General features: G+C 61.8%; 13 protein-coding genes. 6 read left to right on the forward strand and 7 right to left on the reverse strand.

The window, feature by feature from the left end:
* Positions 1–195 precede the first annotated feature (195 nt).
* The 3 genes from yqhD to EKL15_RS11365 all read left to right on the forward strand — a co-directional run bounded on the left by yqhD (position 196) and on the right by EKL15_RS11365 (position 3210).
* Entirely contained in the window at positions 196–1359 is a 1164-nt protein-coding gene (yqhD, locus tag EKL15_RS11355) for an alcohol dehydrogenase (RefSeq protein WP_049196195.1), read from the forward strand.
* A gap of 277 nt (positions 1360–1636) precedes the next feature.
* Positions 1637–2461, forward strand: coding sequence for a 2,5-didehydrogluconate reductase DkgA (gene dkgA, locus EKL15_RS11360; protein WP_100395896.1), 825 nt, complete (start codon positions 1637–1639; stop codon positions 2459–2461).
* A 143-nt stretch (positions 2462–2604) separates the two neighbouring features.
* A complete protein-coding gene (locus EKL15_RS11365; RefSeq protein WP_060441017.1) occupies positions 2605–3210 on the forward strand; it encodes a transglycosylase SLT domain-containing protein in 606 nt (201 codons plus the stop codon).
* Positions 3211–3273: 63 nt separating this feature from the next.
* Here the strand turns inward: EKL15_RS11365 and EKL15_RS11370 are convergent, their stop codons facing one another.
* Together EKL15_RS11370 and EKL15_RS11375 are read right to left on the reverse strand one after the other, a co-directional pair.
* Positions 3274–5442 (reverse strand): YgiQ family radical SAM protein, encoded by a 2169-nt coding sequence (locus EKL15_RS11370; protein WP_060424780.1) that lies wholly within the window; start codon positions 5440–5442, stop codon positions 3274–3276.
* An 80-nt stretch (positions 5443–5522) separates the two neighbouring features.
* A complete protein-coding gene (locus EKL15_RS11375; RefSeq protein WP_060424777.1) occupies positions 5523–6257 on the reverse strand; it encodes a GntR family transcriptional regulator in 735 nt (244 codons plus the stop codon).
* Between the two features lie 658 nt (positions 6258–6915).
* On the opposite strand from EKL15_RS11375, the gene EKL15_RS11380 reads away from it, so the two are divergent.
* A complete protein-coding gene (locus tag EKL15_RS11380; protein WP_100395895.1) occupies positions 6916–8313 on the forward strand; it encodes a cytosine permease in 1398 nt (465 codons plus the stop codon).
* Positions 8310–9242 carry a PfkB family carbohydrate kinase gene (locus tag EKL15_RS11385; RefSeq protein ID WP_100395894.1) on the forward strand — a complete coding sequence of 311 codons (933 nt, stop codon included), beginning with the start codon at positions 8310–8312 and terminating at the stop codon, positions 9240–9242. The genes EKL15_RS11380 and EKL15_RS11385 overlap by 4 nt, the downstream gene beginning before the upstream one ends.
* A gap of 34 nt (positions 9243–9276) precedes the next feature.
* Here the strand turns inward: EKL15_RS11385 and EKL15_RS11390 are convergent, their stop codons facing one another.
* Positions 9277–10527, reverse strand: coding sequence for a nucleoside permease (locus tag EKL15_RS11390; protein ID WP_100396073.1), 1251 nt, complete (start codon positions 10525–10527; stop codon positions 9277–9279).
* An 81-nt stretch (positions 10528–10608) separates the two neighbouring features.
* Positions 10609–11430 carry a xanthosine phosphorylase gene (xapA, locus tag EKL15_RS11395; RefSeq protein ID WP_060441014.1) on the reverse strand — a complete coding sequence of 274 codons (822 nt, stop codon included), beginning with the start codon at positions 11428–11430 and terminating at the stop codon, positions 10609–10611.
* Between the two features lie 137 nt (positions 11431–11567).
* Here xapA and EKL15_RS11400 point away from each other — a divergent pair, with 137 nt between their 5' ends.
* Positions 11568–12479, forward strand: coding sequence for a LysR family transcriptional regulator (locus EKL15_RS11400; protein ID WP_060419760.1), 912 nt, complete (start codon positions 11568–11570; stop codon positions 12477–12479).
* 17 nt (positions 12480–12496) lie between these two features.
* Here EKL15_RS11400 and ftsP read toward each other — a convergent pair whose 3' ends face one another.
* The 3 genes from ftsP to parC form a co-directional block, all read right to left on the reverse strand.
* Entirely contained in the window at positions 12497–13912 is a 1416-nt protein-coding gene (gene ftsP, locus EKL15_RS11405) for a cell division protein FtsP (protein WP_049198460.1), read from the reverse strand.
* 132 nt (positions 13913–14044) lie between these two features.
* Positions 14045–14779 (reverse strand): 1-acylglycerol-3-phosphate O-acyltransferase, encoded by a 735-nt coding sequence (locus tag EKL15_RS11410; protein WP_004937266.1) that lies wholly within the window; start codon positions 14777–14779, stop codon positions 14045–14047.
* A gap of 246 nt (positions 14780–15025) precedes the next feature.
* A complete protein-coding gene (gene parC, locus EKL15_RS11415) occupies positions 15026–17299 on the reverse strand; it encodes a DNA topoisomerase IV subunit A (protein ID WP_025304301.1) in 2274 nt (757 codons plus the stop codon).
* Positions 17300–17570: the final 271 nt, after the last annotated feature.

Consider the following 17570-nt stretch of genomic DNA (forward strand, 5'->3'; position numbering starts at 1 on the left):
GAAACACCCTCTTACAGTCAGAACGATTCGGCATAAATAATAATTTAAAACTCGCCATTTCTACAGCGACTTGTAGGAATAGGCAAGAACCAAACAGGAATGTGCATTGTGCGTTGCCGCCAGGTTCCTGACAATACGGGCCAGAAACCTTTGCGCCACGTTGGCGCCCGCCTGACAGAAAGAGAGAAATCATCCATGCAAAACTTCATTCTGCATACCCCAACCAAAATCCTGTTCGGCAAGGACCAAATTGCCGAAGTGGCCGGCCAGATCCCGGCGGACGCACGCATTCTGATCACCTACGGTGGCGGCAGCGTGAAGAAAAACGGCGTGCTGGATCAGGTGTACAGCGCGCTGGCCGGCCGCGACGTGCGGGAGTTCTCCGGCATCGAGCCGAACCCGACCTACGAAACGCTGATGAAAGCGGTCGAAGTGGTGAAGGCGGAAAACATCGATTTCCTGCTGGCGGTCGGCGGCGGTTCGGTGGTTGACGGCACCAAGTTCATCGCCGCCGCCGCGCGTTACACCGCCGACGGCGACGCCTGGCATATCCTGCAGACCGTCGGCAGCCACATCGCCGACGCAGTGCCGATGGGCTGCGTGCTGACACTGCCGGCCACCGGTTCCGAATCCAACAGCGGCGCGGTGATCACCCGTAAAAGCAGCGGCGACAAGCAGCACTTCTTCTCGCCGCTGGTGCAGCCGCGCTTCGCCGTACTGGATCCGGTGGTGACCTACTCGCTGCCGCCGCGCCAGATCGCCAACGGCGTGGTTGACGCCTTCGTGCACACCCTGGAGCAGTACCTGACCTACCCGGTGGACGCCAAAGTGCAGGATCGCTTCGCCGAAGGCCTGCTGCTGACCCTGCTGGAAGACGGCCCGCGCGCGCTGGCCGAACCGGAAAACTATGGGGTGCGCGCCAACGTGATGTGGAGCGCCACCATGGCGCTGAACGGCCTGATCGGCGCCGGGGTGCCGCAGGACTGGGCGACCCACATGCTGGGCCACGAGCTGACCGCCATGCACGATCTCGACCACGCGCAAACGCTGGCCATCGTACTGCCGGCGCTGCTGCACGAGAAGAAAGCGCAGAAGCGCGAAAAACTGCTGCAGTACGCTGACCGCGTCTGGGGCCTGCGCGAAGGCAGCGAAGACAGCCGTATCGACGGCGCCATCGCCGCCACTCGCGCCTTCTTCGAGCAGATGGGCGTACCGACCCGCATGGCAGATTATCAGCTCGACGGCAGCAGCATTCCGGCGCTGCTCGACAAGCTGCATCAGCACGGCATGACCGCCCTGGGCGAGCATCAGGACATCACCCTGGACGTCAGCCGCCGCATTTACGAAGCGGCGCGTTAATCGCAAAACGGCGATTTTTTGCTAGGCTTTAGTCTCCGCCAGCCATTTTTCGCCGCATCCGACGCCCGGCCGATCACCGGGTGCCGTCGGGTGCCGCCGATCGTTTCGCACCACCCGTCTTACCGCTCATTCACAGGGAGAGCGGGGAGAAAGTCGCCCTCCCGCCACCGCTGAAATTAGGCTGGCAAACCCGGCAACCGCCCATTTTGCCAACTAGAATTTATCTATAGCCGTTTCGGTGCCGCAGGCGCCGCAATCCGTACACAAGGAGATGCGCATGACAACGCAACAACCCATCATCAAACTCCACGATGGTAATCTGATGCCGCAGTTGGGTCTCGGCGTTTGGCAGGCGAGTATTGAAGAGACCACCCGCGCGGTGAGCAAAGCGCTGGAGATCGGTTACCGCTCCATCGACACCGCCGCGATCTACAAGAACGAGGAAGGCGTCGGCGCCACACTGCAGTCCAGCTCGCTGCCGCGCAGCGAGCTGTTCATCACCACCAAGCTGTGGAACGACGATCAGGGCGATCCACTGGCGGCGCTGGAAACCAGTTTGGAAAAACTCAGGCTGGACTATGTGGATCTGTACCTGATCCACTGGCCGCGCCCGCAGCAAGATCAATACGTCTCCGCCTGGCGCGAACTGATCAAGCTGCGCGATCAAGGCCTGGTCAAAAGCATCGGCGTATGCAACTTCCATACGCCGCACCTGCAGCGCCTGCTGGATGAAACCAACGTGGCGCCGGTCGTCAACCAGATAGAGCTACACCCGCTGCTGCAACAGCGCCAGCTGCGCGCCTGGAACGCCACGCACCATATCGCCACCGAATCCTGGAGCCCGCTGGCGCAGGGCGGTAAAGGGGTGTTCGACCAGCCGCTGATCAAGGCGCTGGCCGAGAAATACGAGAAAACCCCGGCGCAGATCGTGGTGCGCTGGCACCTGGACAGCGGCCTTATCGTGATCCCGAAATCGGTCACGCCGTCGCGCATCCGCGAAAACTTCGAGGTGTTTGATTTCAAACTCGATAAGGACGAACTGGGCGAGATCGCCAAGCTGGACGTCGGCAACCGCCTCGGGCCGGATCCGGATACCCTGTAACCCCTCCCCAAGCCCTCTCCCGTCGGAGGGGGCTTTTCCTTCCCGCGCATTGCTCCCTTGCGCCGCCTGACGTTATGATGACGACGCCGGAGGCCTCGCCCGCCGGTTAACGCCGTTAAAAAAACAGACAAGCACGGAGCACCATGAAATTCTCTTTCTCACACGGGTTACGGCTGGGCATGCTTTGCGTCATGCTGGTGCTGGCGGGTTGCGCCGGCAAGAAACAGCGCGTCAGCTACGATCGCCACGCTTTCGATAGCGCCATTAAAGACGCCGCCAGCGAATACGGCGTGGACGCCAAGCTGATCACCGCCATGATCCAGGTGGAGTCCGGCTTCAACCCCGCGGCGGTGAGCAAATCCAACGCTATCGGCCTGATGCAGCTGAAAGCCGATACCGCCGGCTGCGATGCCTACCGCTACAAAGGCAAACGCGGTTGCCCGGACGCTGACGACCTGCGGGATCCCGACACCAATATCGATCTCGGCGCCGCCTACCTGGCCACCTTGCAAAAACAGCAGCTTAAAGGGATCACGAACCCTGTTACGCTGCGCTACGCCACCATCATCGCCTACGTCAACGGCACCGGCGCGCTACTGCGCACCTTCTCCAGCAACCGTCAGCAGGCCATCGCGATGATCAACAACCTGTCGCCGGAAGCCTTTAACTGGCACGTGCGCAAATACCACCCCGCTCCGCAGGCGCCGCGCCATTTGATGAAAGTGGAAGCCGCCTACGATAGTTTGTGATGAGCAAAAGTAAAAAGGAGAACCCCAGGGTTCTCCTTTTTGTTTGCGTACGCGGCGTGGCCGTTACGGCTTGGCTTTGCGAATCGGTTTGCGCGGCGGCCGGTTGGACGGCGTGCGCTGCCGATTGATATCGGTATGCTTGGTCAGCGCCGGCCGGGTATGGCGCTGCAGGCGTTTCGCTTCGCGCTGCTCGTCGATGCTCGGCGCCGGCACCAGACACTCGCGGCGGCTGCCGATCAGGTGCTTCAGCCCCATCTCTTCCAGCGCGGTGCGGATCAGCGCCCAGTTGGCCGGGTCGTGGTAACGCAGCAGCGCCTTATGCAGGCGACGCTGGCGATCGCCGCGCGGCACCACCACGTCTTCGCTCTTGTACCCCACCTTGCTCAGCGGGTTTTTGCCGCTGTAATACATGGTGGTGGAGTTGGCCATCGGCGAGGGATAGAAGTTCTGCACCTGATCGAGGCGGAAACGGTTCTTCTTCAGCCACAGCGCCAGGTTCACCATGTCTTCATCACGAGTGCCCGGGTGCGACGAGATGAAGTACGGGATCAGATACTGTTCTTTGCCCGCCTGCTTCGAATAGTGATCAAACAGCTGCTTGAAGCGATCGTAGCTGCCCATGCCCGGCTTCATCATCTTCGACAGCGGCCCTTCTTCGGTGTGCTCCGGCGCGATCTTCAGGTAGCCGCCGACGTGGTGGGTCGCCAGCTCCTTGATATAACGCGGATCTTCCACCGCCAGATCGTAACGAACCCCGGAAGCGATCAGGATCTTCTTGATGCCCTCCAGCGAACGCGCACGGCGATACAGTTTGATGGTCGGCTCGTGGTTGGTGTCCATGTAGGTGCAAATCTCCGGATACACGCACGAGGCGCGGCGGCAGGTCTGCTCGGCGCGCGGGTTGGTGCAGCGCAGCATATACATGTTGGCGGTCGGGCCGCCGAGATCGGAGATCACGCCGGTAAAGCCCGGCACCTTGTCGCGGATCTCTTCGATTTCGCGAACGATCGAATCTTCCGAACGGCTCTGGATGATGCGCCCTTCGTGCTCGGTGATCGAACAGAACGAGCAGCCGCCGTAGCAACCGCGCATGATGTTCACCGAGAAACGGATCATGTCATAGGCCGGAATGCGATCCTGGCCGTAGGACGGATGCGGCACGCGCTGATAAGGCAGCGCGAAGACGCTGTCCATCTCTGGCGTGGTCAGCGGGATCGCCGGCGGGTTGATCCATACGTAACGATCGCCGTGTTTCTGCATCAGCGCGCGGGCGCAGCCCGGGTTGGTTTCATGGTGCAGAATGCGCGAGGTGTGCGCATACAGCACCTTGTCGCCCTTCACTTTCTCGAAGGACGGCAGCAGCACGTAGGTCTTCTCCCACGGCTTCGGCTTGGCGGCGCGCACGGTGACAGGCTTGGCCTCCGGCTCTTTTGGCTTGGCGCCGTCGGCGCACGGCAGATCGTCGCCGTACGGGTTCGGGATAGCTTCAATACGGCCTGGCTTGTCGAGGCGGGTGGAATCCACACCGCTCCAGCCCGGCAGCGCTTCTTTGCGCATCACTGCGGTATTGCGAATATCGTGGATATCACCGATCTTCTCGCCGGCGGCCAGGCGATGCGCCACTTCCACCAGCGGACGTTCGCCGTTGCCGTAGATCAGCATGTCGGCTTTGGAATCCACCAGCACCGAGCGGCGCACGGTATCCGACCAGTAATCGTAGTGGGCGATGCGGCGCAGGCTGGCTTCGATGCCGCCCAGCACGATCGGCACGTCTTTATAGGCTTCTTTGCAGCGCTGGCTGTAGACCAGGGTGGCGCGATCCGGGCGTTTGCCGCCGACGTTGCCGGCGGTGTAAGCATCGTCGTGACGCAGTTTGCGATCGGCGGTATAGCGGTTGATCATCGAGTCCATGTTGCCGGCGGTGATGCCGAAGAACAGGTTCGGTTTCCCCAACCGCATGAAATCTTCTTTGTTGCTCCAGTCCGGCTGCGCGATGATGCCGACGCGGAAGCCCTGCGCTTCCAGCATGCGGCCGATGATCGCCATGCCGAAGCTCGGGTGATCGACATAGGCGTCGCCGCTGATGATGATCACGTCGCAGCTGTCCCAGCCCAGTTGATCCATCTCTGCTCGCGACATCGGTAAAAACGGCGCGGTGCCAAAACATTCCGCCCAATAAGGCTTATAGGAAAACAGTTCACGATCGGGTTGGATCAGGCTGGTGGTGCTCATTCTGCTGCTCTTTTTACAGGTTAATTAATCGCCGGGCGGCGATTATACGCACTAGCAGCAAAAAGAGCATGGTTATTTCGCTAACCGTTCACTTCGAATTCATAAACGTCGCTGCGACACAGGATATCGCTGAACTCCAGCGCCTCGCCCTGGGCATTGCGGCTGGTCTGGGTGATGTGCAACAACGGCGCGCCGCACGGCACGTTGAGCAGCTCGGCGACCTCGTCGCTGCAGGACACCGCCTTCAGCAGAAAGTGTTTATCTTCAGGCACGATGCCGCGCGATTGCCATAACGCATACAGCGAATGCTCCAACTGCCCCGGTTCGGGCAGGAAGCGCGGCGGAATATAGGTGGTTTCCAGCGAGACCGGGCTGCCGTTCAGCAAGCGCAAACGCCGCAGTTTGATCACCTCATCCCCCTCCGCCAGCCCCAGCGCCGCCGCGGCCTTGGCCGGCGCGCCGACCCGGGTGCGCAGCAACCATCGGTTACTGACGCTGCTGCCGTGGCGCAGCGCCTGAGCGGTGAAACCGCTGTCCTTATCGAGGGAATAGCCGATGCGCATCGCCACGCGGGTGCCAACGCCCTGCTGCCGCGAAATCAGCCCCTTCTCCTCCAGCAGCTTCATCGCCTTGCTGACGGTGACGCGCGACAGCCCCAGGCCTTCCGCCATCTGCCGTTCCGGCGGCAAAAACGCCTCGGCCGCCAACACCTGCTGCCTGATTGCGGTTTCTATCGCCGTCGCCAGCTGAATATAACGCGGCGCTACCGCCCCCTGCGCCAGATGGCCACGCAGCCAGGCCATAAAATCCGTCATTCGCCCGCCCTCTTACCTATGCCATTTGTCTGGATTTCGTTTTTTATCCTATCGCCGATCCGGCGATAAGCCCCTCACCTTAACTAAAATATCGCTAATGTTTTCAGAGTGGCATCACAATTTTTGCCTAATGGACTTTCATTGGATCTAGATCGCGCGTAATCTGTGCTTATTGATGTTGATACATCAATCGCACCAACACCAGGGACCCACTTTAAAAACAATAAAAAACCCGCTGCCAGCCCTAAAGGATACCCTTGATGGCCGGCAGCGGGCATATACTGTCAGCACAAACGGCCGAGAATAAGCAACGTAGCTAATGGATAGCTTGCTCACTGCTCATAGCCGCATCACAGGATCCCTTCGCGGTGGGCGAACCGGATCGATGTCGGCAAATAGAAACGTTCCCGCTTCGCCAAACCCCGCTGCAGACCCACTCTTTGACTACACTCATTGGCGCCGTGCGGCCGACGTGCCTCACCCGATCAGGCGGATACCGCCCTCATTTTGACAGACCCGGCGGTCTCAGCCGCTACACACTGCGCGGAATCGGCGTCTTCACCGACAACGGAATAGCCGGCGTCAACCGCGCCAACGGAATCGATTTTCAGTCAACTGCGGCGGCCCTCGCGGCCCTGCGCTACAGGGATCATTTGCTATGACCGATATCAATCGCAATGAAGCATGGAAGGTAGAAAGCACCGGTATCGATCGGGTGCCGGACGCGGAACAGACCGGCAAGCCCATCGAGCTGTTTTGGATCTGGTCGGCGGCCAATATCGGCATTCTCGGCGTGGTGTACGGCGCCATTATCGTCGGCTTCGGCTTATCCTTCCTGCAATCGGTACTCGCCGCGCTGCTCGGCGTCGCCAGCTTCGTGCTGGTCGGCCTCACCAGCTTCGCCGGCAAGCGCGGGCGCACCTCTACGCTGACGCTCTCACGGGTGATTTTCGGCCTGAAGGGCAACGTGGCGCCCACCCTGTTCAGTTGGATCAACCTGATGGGCTGGGAAGCGGTCAATGTGATCACCGGCACCCTGACGCTGGCGGCGCTGTTCGAGGCCTTCGGGTTGGGTAGCAGCCACCTGCTGACCGCGCTCAGCCTGCTGCTGTTCGGCGGGCTCACTGTCGTCGTCAGCCTGCTGGGGCAAAATACCGTGGTCTGGATGCAAAGCTGGTTCAGCCGCATCTTCGGCACCATGACGCTGATCGTGGTGCTCTATATCCTGTTCAACACCGAGTGGAGCCAGGTGCTGGCGCTGCCTTCCGGCAGCTGGTTGACCGGCTTCCTGCCGGCAGTATCGGTGATCGCCGCCGGCACCGGCATCAGCTGGGCGATTGCCGGCGCCGATTACAGCCGCTATCAAAGCCCGAGCTCGTCGAGCAAAAGCATTTTCGCCGCGGTAATGGGCGGCGCCTGTTTGCCGCTGATGCTGCTGATGCTGGCCGGCATCCTGCTTTCCGTGCAGCTGCCCGATCTGGCCAGCGCCGCCAACCCCATCGCGCTGATAGGCTCCGTGCTGCCCGCCTGGATGGCGATCCCTTATCTGCTGGCCGCCACCGCCGGCATCGTCACCATCGCGGTGCTCAGCCTGTATTCCGCCAGCCTTAACCTGCTGACCATCGGCGTGCAGGTCAAACAGTGGCTGGCGGTGTCGATCGACGCGGTCGTAGTGCTGGGCATCGCCCTGTATGTGCTGTTCATCTCCGGCGATTTCATGGGGCCGTTCATCTCCTTCCTGGTGTTCTGCGGCGTCTTCCTGGCGGCCTGGGAGGCGATTTTCCTGCTCGATTACCTGTGCCTGCGCCGCCGCCACGGGTATGATGGCAACGCTTTGTACGGCCTGCATGGCCAGAACCGCGGCGTGCGCAAAGCCCCGCTGTTCTGCTGGTTCCTCGGCGCCCTGTGCGGCCTGCTGGTCACCAAAACCGGTTTTATCGACGGCCCGCTGGCCAAAGGCTTGTTCGCCGATTCCAGCCTGGGGCTGTTTGTGTCGTTCGCGGTGAGTCTGATCGCTTACGGTCTGTACCTGACCCAACGCAGAGAACATCAATGAGTGAGTGGGAAGCTGTAACACCTGTCCTGGTTATTGGGGGCGCGGTCGGCGATCTGGTGATGACGCTGCCGCGCCTGCCGACCAGCGGCGAAGATATCGAAGCCCAGCCGCAGGCGCGGCAAATCGGCGGCTGCGCGTTCAACGTGGCGCGCGCGCTGGTGCGCCTCGAAACGCCGGTGATTAACGGCATGCCGGTTGGCAACGGCGAATGGGGCGCGGCTGCCGAAGCCGCCATGGGCGAGCTGGGGCTGGAGGTGCTGTTGCGCCACGGCCAGATGGACAACGGCTGGTGCCTGGCGCTGGTGGAACCGAACGGTGAACGCACCTTCATCACGGTTTCCGGCTGCGAAAGCCAATGGAATAAAGCGCAGCTGGCGACGCTGCCGCTGACGGAGCACACCCTGATCTACGCCAGCGGCTACGAGCTGGCGGGTGAAAGCGGCGAAGCGCTGCGCGAGTGGCTGACGCGCATGCCGTTCGACCAACCGCGCCTGATCGATCCCGGCCCGCGCATCGCTCAGCTCAGCGAAGATTTCTTCGCCATGCTCAGCGACAGCCACACCCTATTGACGCTCAACCGCGACGAAGTGGCCGCGCTGTGCGGCGCCGGTGACGCCGTGGAGGCCGCGCAGCGCTATGCCGCCGCCCGCAACCTGACGCTGATCTGCCGCCTGGATCGCGACGGCGCGTGGATCTGCGACGGCCGCACGCCGCCGCTGCACGTTCCCGCCTATCCGGTAGACGTGGTCGACACCATCGGCGCGGGCGATGCCCACTGCGCCGGTTTACTGACGGGCCTGTCCGCCGGCTGGCCGCTGCCGCAGGCGGTCGATCTGGCCAACCGGGTCGCCGCTTGCGTGGTGGCCAGCCTCGGGGCCGCCAATCCGCCGGACTGGCAGCAGTTGCAACAGCGCTTCCCGCAGGCCTGACGTTTCAGGGCGCAGCCAGGCTGCGCCCCCTGCCTTACTGCGCCGCCACCGCGCTCTCCTGCGGCGAGTGGCGGTAGTTGAAGCTCAACGCGAACACGATCCCCAGCACCAGCGTATACAGCGCAAACATCAGCCAGATGCTCTGCCAGTCTTTCACGCCGTCATGGCTGAAGAAGTCCACCACCTCGCCGCTGGCGAGCGCACCCAGATAGGCGCCCAACCCGTTCACCATGGTCATGAACAGCCCCTGCGCGCTGGCGCGGATGCGGTGATCGGCCTCTTTCTCGACGAAGATGGCGCCGGAGATATTAAAGAAGTCGAACGCACAGCCGTAGACGATCATCGACAGCAGCAGCAGAACGAAACCAAAGCCGACCGGCGTGCCGTACGCCAGGAACAGGAAACGCAGCGTCCAGGCCGCCATGCTGATCAGCATCACCTGCTTGATGCCGTAACGACGCAGGAAGAAGGGAATCGTGAGGATAAAGAACACTTCAGAGATCTGCGACAGCGACAGCAGCACCGCCGGATACCGGACGCTGAGGCTGTCCTGATACAGCGGATTGAGCGACAGATCGTGCAGGAACGGGTTGCCGAAGGTATTGGTTATCTGCAGCGCCGCCCCAAGCAACATGGCGAACAGGAAAAACAGCGTCATGCGCCGCTGGCGGAACAGCACCAGCGCATCCAGCCCCAGCACGCTCACCCAGCTCTTTGACTCGGCCGCGCGGTTGGTCGGGCAGCGCGGCAGCGTCAGCGAATAGGCCGACAGCAGCAGCGACGCCGCAGAAGCCAGGTACAGCTGCAGATTGCTGAGCTCGATTTGGCTAAAGCCGACCAGCCACATCGCCAGAATGAACCCCACCGTGCCGTACACCCGCACCGGCGGAAAGTCCTTCACCGTGTCAAAGCCGTGCTTCTCGAGGCAAAAATAGGAAATGGCGTTGGAGAGCGCGATGGTCGGCATATAGACCATGGCGTTGAACAGCATCACCCAGAACATCAGCATCGGTTGCTCGACCTGCGCCGCGCAGTACAGCGCCAGCGCCCCGAGCAGGTGGCAAAGCGCATACAGAGAGTTGGCCTTCATCCACCGATCGGCAATGATGCCCGCCAGCCCCGGCATGATCAGCGCAGCGATGCCTTTGGCGCTGTAAACCATCCCCACCTGCATGCCGCTGAAATGCAGCGTGTTGATCATGTAGGAGCCCAGCGTCACCAGCCAGGCACCCCAGATAAAGAACTGCAGGAAAATCATGACTTTCAATCGTGTTTTTATCGCCATCGCCATCACCTTGTTATTATGCTTTCAACGATGATTGATACGGCAGGCCCCCTGCAGCCCGCCGCCGGTTTGCTTGCGCTATTACAGCGTTTTGAACAGCTCGCGGATCAGGCGCATGAAATCGTCCGCCGCCAGCGCCGCGCAGCTGAGCGTTTGTTCATGGGAGAGCGGCGTATCCGACAGCCCTTCGGCGTAGTTGGTCATCGCGGATACCACCAGCACCTTGAGGCCGCAGTGGCGCGCCGTCAGGACTTCCGGCACGATCGACATCCCCACCACGTCGCAGCCCAGGGTCTGCATCATGCGGATCTCCGCCGGCGTTTCGAAATTCGGCCCGGTGTAGGCGGCGAATACCCCTTCCGCCAGCGGGATGCCCGCGCTTTCGGCCACCGCCGCCAGCTGGGCGCGCAGATCGCGATCGTAGGCGTTTGCCAGGCTAAAGAAGCGCGGCCCGAAGCGCTCGTCGTTAACGCCGACCAGCGGCGATTCCGGCATGAAGTTGATGTGATCGGTAATGGCCACCAGGCTGCCCGGCGCCACCGAGCGGCGCAGCGAACCGGCGGCGTTGGTCGCCAGCAGGAATTCGCAGCCCAGCAGTTTGAAGGTGCGCACTGCGGTGGTCATCACCTGCATGCCGCGCCCTTCATAGAAATGACCGCGCCCTTTCATGCACAATACCGGTACGCCCTCCAGCTTGCCGGCGACCAGCTGCCCGGCATGGCCGGCGACGCCGCTCACAGGAAAGCCCGGCAGCTCCGCGTAGTCGATGGTGACGGTTTCGGTCATCACCTCCGCCAGGGCGCCGAGCCCGGAGCCGAGAATCAAGGCCGCTTTCGGCTGGAAATCCGGCAGGCGTGCGCGGACGACATCGGCGCAGGTAAAAGCATCTTCTTGATTAAACATCGTATTCTCTCTTTCAGCGGGGGATAATAATCCCCATAGTAGAGAGCGAGGCTCAGCCGAGACCAATACATTCTTGGCGGCCGATTTATTCCATTTACCTATAAGTTGAGCTGCGTCACAAGGAGACGATATCCCGGATGAATCAGCCCCATGCCCTGCCCGATCCCGGCCGGATTAACTTCCGCCTGCTGCACTATTTCCGCGTGGTGGCGGAAGAGATGAACTTCACCCAGGCGGCTCGGCGGCTGAATATGTCACAGCCGCCGCTCAGCAAGCACATCAAGGAGTTGGAGAGCCAGCTCGGCGTGGTGCTGTTCAAACGCACCACCCGCTCCATGACGCTGACGCCGGCCGGCCGCACGCTGCTGCGCAACGTCGAGCGGCTGCTGGATCAGGCCGACAGCGCGCTGCATCAGGTGCAACAGATGGGGCGCGGCGAAGGCGGCCACATGGTGGTCGGCATGGTCGGCACCTCGGCCTGGGGCGGCCTGATCGCGGCGCTGCGGCGGTTCAGCGAGCAAAGCGCCGGCGTCACCTGGTCGTTGAACGAGCTGACGCCCAGCCAGCAAATCGCCGCGCTGCAAAAGCGGCATATCGATATCGGGGTCTGGCGAGAGGCGCAGCAGCAGACGCTGCCGGGGTTGACCTGCCAACGGTTGGCGAGCGAAAGCATCGCCGTGGTGCTGCCGCTCGATCATCCGCTGGCGCAGCAGGAAAACATCCCGCTGGCGGCGCTGCAGAACGATAGCTTCATCGTGCTGCCGCCGCATGAGGCCAGCCTGGGGCTGTATCTGCACAATCTGTGTCTGCAGCAGGGATTCCTGCCGGACGTCGCTTATCAGGTCAACGAGCCGCAAACCCTGCTGGCGCTGGTGGCGGAAGGCTGCGGCATTACGCTGCTGCCGGACAGCTACGGCCGCATTCCGTGGCCCGGCGTCCGCTTTTGCTCGCTGCAACAGGCGCCGCCGGCGGATCTGTATGCGGTTTACCGCGCCGACAGCATCACACCGGTGGTGCAGGCCTTTTTGGAGATGCTGCGGGCGCCGTAAGCGGCCCGCAGCGCAGATTACATCGTCGGCTGCACCATCAGCTGGCCGGCGGTGCCGCGATCGGCCATTTCCAGCGTCTGGCTGTAATACAGGAACGGGAAGTGTTCGGAGGTAGGTTGGTTGAAATACACCAGCAGCTCGACGTCGCCATCGACCCAGACGGTGTCCTTCCAGCCGCGATCTTCCGCCATCGGCTGCGCGCCGTTGACGCGTTTGATCAGGAACTGCACGCCCTGAATATGGAATGACTGCGGCGTATCCGCATGAATGTTCCAGCGTTCCCAGGTGCCTTGCTGCGCCTGCACGTCGATGCGGTTCATGTCCCAAATCGCGCCGTTGATGCCAACGCCGCCGTCGCCCAGGCGGAAATCGCGGGTGCGGCTGGCGCTGCCGTCCAACAGCTGATCCGCCAGCAGGCGCATCGGCAGGTTGTCGGTCACCAGCGGCAGCAGGCCGGTCGGGCGCAGCGTCAGCACCTGGGTGGACACCAGAATGCTCGACGGCTCGAACAGGCCGCGCAGGCGATCCATGATGCCCGCCGCTTCACCGGCGGTGATGGTCACCTCGTCGCCCTTCGACATGTCGATCAGCACTTCCCGGCGTTCGCCCGGCGCCAGCGACAGCTGCTGCACCGCGACCGGCGCGGGCAGGAAGCCCTGATCGCTGGCGATCACGTTGAATGGGCGCCCGTCGCTGAGCTGCAGGGTATAGCGGCGCGCGTTGGAGGCGTTAAGCAGGCGCAAACGCACCCAGCCGCGCGACACTTCGACATACGGGTTTTGCACGCCGTTGACCAACAGCGTATCGCCGACGAAGCCGCCCTGCGACGGCGCATCGTATTGCGGCGTGCCGAAGTTATCGAAGCGCTTGTCCTGAATGATCAACGGGAAATCATCGACGCCGTAGTGGTTGGGCAGCGGCAGCGCTTTGCTGACGGCATCTTCCACCAGCCACAGCCCGGCCAGCCCGTTGTAAACGTGCGGCGCCATGCGGTTCGGCGTGTTGGCGTGGTACCAGCAGGTGGCTGCCGCCTGACGAATAGGCAGCACCGGCGACCAGTCGACGTTCGGCGACATCATGCGCGGCGCGCCACCCATCAGCGTGCCCGGCACCTGCAACCCGCTGACGGTCATCGCCACCGGCTCCTGCAGGCGGTTGCTGTAGATCAGCTTGACGTCGTCGCCGCTGTAAACCCGCACCGTCGGCCCCAAATACATGCCGTTGACGCCCCACACCGCCGCTTTGCGGTTATCCATAAACGCCCAGTGGGCGCGCTGCAGGGTCAGGAACAGCGGCTGACCGCGGCGAGACTCCAGCAGCGGCGGAATGGGTAATGGGGTCTGCGTTCCGCTCGCCTCTGCCCTCAGCGGCACGGCGCTCGCGCACAGCGCCAAGCCCGATGCCTGTAAAAACTGACGTCGACTGAGTGACATATTTTCTCCATGAAAAGCAATAACTAAACCGTGTGCAAAACCCAAACGCCCGCCAATCAAGATTAGCAGGCGCTCAGGCGTTAACGGCGCTGAACGCCAATTAAAAACGTATTCTTTGAAGCCGGTAGACTCTTATTTTTTGGCGGCGTTGCGCTGGGCGACTTCGGCGTCCAATTCGGCGATCTTCGCCTCCATCAGCTCGCGGCAATGGGCCGCCAGCTCGCGCACGTTTTCTTTGCCGTATTTGCTGGTATCCACCGGCGCCAACATCTCGACGATCACATGACCGTTATTCCAGCGATTAAGATTTATATTACCGCTGGTGGTCGATACGCAGATCGGCACAATCGGCACGCCGGCGGCGATGGCCGCGTGGAACGCGCCGGTTTTAAACGGCATCAGCCCGCGACCGCGGCTGCGGGTCCCTTCCGGGAACATCCAGATCGAAATGTCTTTCTTTTTGAACTGCTCCGCCACCTGGGCGATGGTGCCGTGCGCCTTGGCGCGATTATCACGATCTATCAGCAGATTACCGGTCAGCCAATACAGCGGGCCGAAAAACGGGATCCACACCAGACTTTTTTTACCGACGGTCACGGTGCGCGGCTGCACGATATTCGAGGCCGTCACCATGTCGTAGTTATTTTGGTGGTTGGCGATATAGATGCAGTTGCCGTTGTTGGCCGCATCGGCCGGCACGCGGGTTTCAACCTTGATGCCGAACAGCGTCGACAGGCGGCCGAAAAGGTGGCCGAAGGTCGCCACATGGCGGGGATTGCGCGGGCTGAACAAGCAATAAACAGAACCGAAAATACACACCAGAATACAGAAAAGAGTGGCGAGAACGGCACGCAAAATCAATAACATAACAACCTCATTAGCACACTGCCAACGCAGTTTACTTCGCTGCGCAGATTCCTTTACTCATTATTTGCCGGCCAGGCGATAAGCACGCCGATGTCGCCTGCCTTTCTCGCTATTTTCCCGCCAGCCGGCAATACGCACAATAATTTTATGCGCAGAAATGTTAACTATTTGGAAAATAAACGCCAGCAAAAATAAATAAGGCGGCCACAGCATGCTGCGACCGCCCGTTAACGCTAGCGCCAACGCTTACTCTTCGCTGTCGCCGCCCGACGCCCGCACCGGCGCATCCACTTCAACGCGATCGATACGCTGCAGTCCGCGCGGCAGCTGGGTGCCCTTGCGACCGCGCTCTGCACGGAACTTCTGCAGATCTTCCGGCCGCAGCGTCAGCTTGCGTTTGCCGACGTGCAGCGTGACGGACGCCTGCGGCGGCAGCACGAACAGCCAGGCCAGCTTGTCTTCACCGGCCGCCGCCTGGGCTGCCGGAATGGAGACGATCTTGTTGCCTTTGCCCTTCGACAGCTGCGGCAGATCGGCAACCGGGAACATCAGCATGCGCCCGGCGGCGGTGATCGACAGCAGCATGTCGTCTGCGCCGTGGATCTCCATCGGCGGCAGCGCCCTGGCGTTGTCCGGCAGCGTGATCATCACCTTGCCGGCGCGGTTGCGCGCCACCAGATCGTTGAAGGTGCAAACGAAGCCGTAACCGGCATCGGACGCCATCAGCAGCTTCTGATCGTCGGCCGCCATCAGCACCTGCTCAATGGTGGCGCCCGGCGGCGGCGTCAGCTTGCCGGTCAGCGGCTCGCCCTGCCCGCGCGCCGAAGGCAGCGTCATCGGATCGAGCGCGTAGCTGCGCCCGGTGGAGTCGATGAACACCACCGGCTGGTTGCTCTTGCCGCGCGCCGCGCCGCGGAAGCTGTCGCCGGCCTTGTAGCTCAGGCCGGCCGGATCGATGTCGTGGCCCTTGGCACTGCGCACCCAGCCCATTTCAGACAGCACGATGGTCACCGGCTCGGACGGCACGAAGTCGTGCTCGCTCATCGCCTTGGCTTCCGCACGCTCGGTCAGCGGCGAACGGCGATCGTCGCCGTAGGTCTGCGCGTCGGCCTGGATCTCTTTCTTAATCAGCGTGTTCAGCTTGCGCTCGGACGCCAGCAGCGCCTGCAACTGATCGCGCTCTTTCGCCAGCTCATCCTGCTCGCCGCGGATCTTGACCTCTTCCAGCTTGGCCAGGTGACGCAGTTTCAGCTCGAGGATCGCTTCCGCCTGGGTGTCGGAGATGCCGAAACGCTGCATCAGCACCGGCTTCGGTTCATCCTCGCTGCGGATGATGTGGATCACCTCGTCGATGTTGAGGAACGCCACCAGCAAACCTTCGAGGATATGCAGGCGTTTCAGCACTTTCTCGAGGCGGTAGTTCAGGCGGCGGCGCACCGTGTCGCGACGGTAGGCCAGCCATTCGGTGAGGATCTCCACCAGCCCTTTGACCTGCGGGCGGTTATCCAGACCGATCATGTTCATGTTGATGCGGTAGCTGCGCTCCAGATCGGTGGTGGCGAACAGGTGGTTCATCACCTGTTCCAGATCGATACGGTTGGAGCGCGGCACGATCACCAGACGCGTCGGGTTTTCGTGGTCGGATTCATCGCGCAGATCTTCGACCATCGGCAGCTTCTTGGCGCGCATCTGGCTGGCGATCTGCTCCAGCACCTTGGCGCCGGACACCTGGTGCGGTAAGGCGGTGATCACCGCGCTGCCGTCTTCTTTCTTCCACACGGCGCGCATGCGCACCGAGCCGCGGCCGCTCTGGTAAATTTTGCGGATTTCATCGCGCGGGGTGATGATCTCGGCTTCAGTCGGGAAGTCCGGCCCCTGCACGAATTCGAGCAGGTCATCGAGCGAGGCGCCCGGCTTGTCGAGCAGCGCCACCGCCGCCGCCGCGACTTCGCGCACGTTGTGCGGCGGAATGTCGGTCGCCATGCCGACGGCGATGCCGGTGGTGCCGTTCAGCAGGATATTCGGCAGGCGCGCCGGCAACATCTTCGGCTCTTGCAACGTGCCGTCAAAGTTCGGGATCCAGTCGACGGTGCCCTGCCCCAGCTCGGCCAGCAGCACTTCGGCGTATTTGGAGAGGCGCGATTCGGTATAACGCATCGCCGCAAACGACTTGGGATCGTCCGGCGCCCCCCAGTTCCCCTGGCCGTCCACCAGCGGATAGCGGTACGAGAACGGCTGCGCCATCAGCACCATGGCTTCATAACACGCGCTGTCGCCGTGCGGGTGGTATTTACCCAGCACGTCGCCCACGGTACGGGCGGATTTCTTGAATTTGGCGCTGTTGTTCAGCCCCAGCTCAGACATGGCGTAGATGATGCGGCGTTGTACCGGTTTCAAGCCGTCGCCAATGTACGGCAACGCCCGATCCATGATGACGTACATGGAATAGTTCAGATAGGCGTTTTCAGTGAATGTGTGCAGCGGTAAACGCTCTACACCGTCATGAGTCAGATCACTCATTACTCAATTATCCTCAGACCGTGGCTTGGCAATCCCTGGACGACAATAAGGCATCGCTTGTCGATTCTGCCCGCGATAGTAACCCATCTGCGGGGTGGCTGTCACAGTTGGCGCAAGGATCGCCGGCCGAAGGCGCTGTCGCCGGGGCGTTTAGGCAAAATCCCACCGTGATTGTTGATTAAGAATCAACACTGTTGTGCCTGCCGTCACGTTTTTACTTGCCTGGCCAACGATTACACTCTCGTTCAGCAAGCTGTTTTTGCGCACCGCA

Source organism: Serratia sp. 4542 (assembly GCF_016805595.1).
GTDB lineage: Bacteria > Pseudomonadota > Gammaproteobacteria > Enterobacterales > Enterobacteriaceae > Serratia > Serratia nevei.

Coding starts and splice junctions, on each gene's coding strand:
- EKL15_RS11375 (WP_060424777.1), bottom strand. CDS start 6,257: ATGACGGATTTTATGGCCTGGCTGCGTGGCCATCTGGCGCAGGGGGCG.
- EKL15_RS11365 (WP_060441017.1), top strand. CDS start 2,605: ATGAAATTCTCTTTCTCACACGGGTTACGGCTGGGCATGCTTTGCGTC.
- ftsP (WP_049198460.1), bottom strand. CDS start 13,912: ATGTCACTCAGTCGACGTCAGTTTTTACAGGCATCGGGCTTGGCGCTG.
- EKL15_RS11400 (WP_060419760.1), top strand. CDS start 11,568: ATGAATCAGCCCCATGCCCTGCCCGATCCCGGCCGGATTAACTTCCGC.
- xapA (WP_060441014.1), bottom strand. CDS start 11,430: ATGTTTAATCAAGAAGATGCTTTTACCTGCGCCGATGTCGTCCGCGCA.
- EKL15_RS11370 (WP_060424780.1), bottom strand. CDS start 5,442: ATGAGCACCACCAGCCTGATCCAACCCGATCGTGAACTGTTTTCCTAT.
- EKL15_RS11390 (WP_100396073.1), bottom strand. CDS start 10,527: ATGGCGATAAAAACACGATTGAAAGTCATGATTTTCCTGCAGTTCTTT.
- yqhD (WP_049196195.1), top strand. CDS start 196: ATGCAAAACTTCATTCTGCATACCCCAACCAAAATCCTGTTCGGCAAG.
- EKL15_RS11380 (WP_100395895.1), top strand. CDS start 6,916: ATGACCGATATCAATCGCAATGAAGCATGGAAGGTAGAAAGCACCGGT.
- parC (WP_025304301.1), bottom strand. CDS start 17,299: ATGAGTGATCTGACTCATGACGGTGTAGAGCGTTTACCGCTGCACACA.
- EKL15_RS11385 (WP_100395894.1), top strand. CDS start 8,310: ATGAGTGAGTGGGAAGCTGTAACACCTGTCCTGGTTATTGGGGGCGCG.
- dkgA (WP_100395896.1), top strand. CDS start 1,637: ATGACAACGCAACAACCCATCATCAAACTCCACGATGGTAATCTGATG.
- EKL15_RS11410 (WP_004937266.1), bottom strand. CDS start 14,779: ATGTTATTGATTTTGCGTGCCGTTCTCGCCACTCTTTTCTGTATTCTG.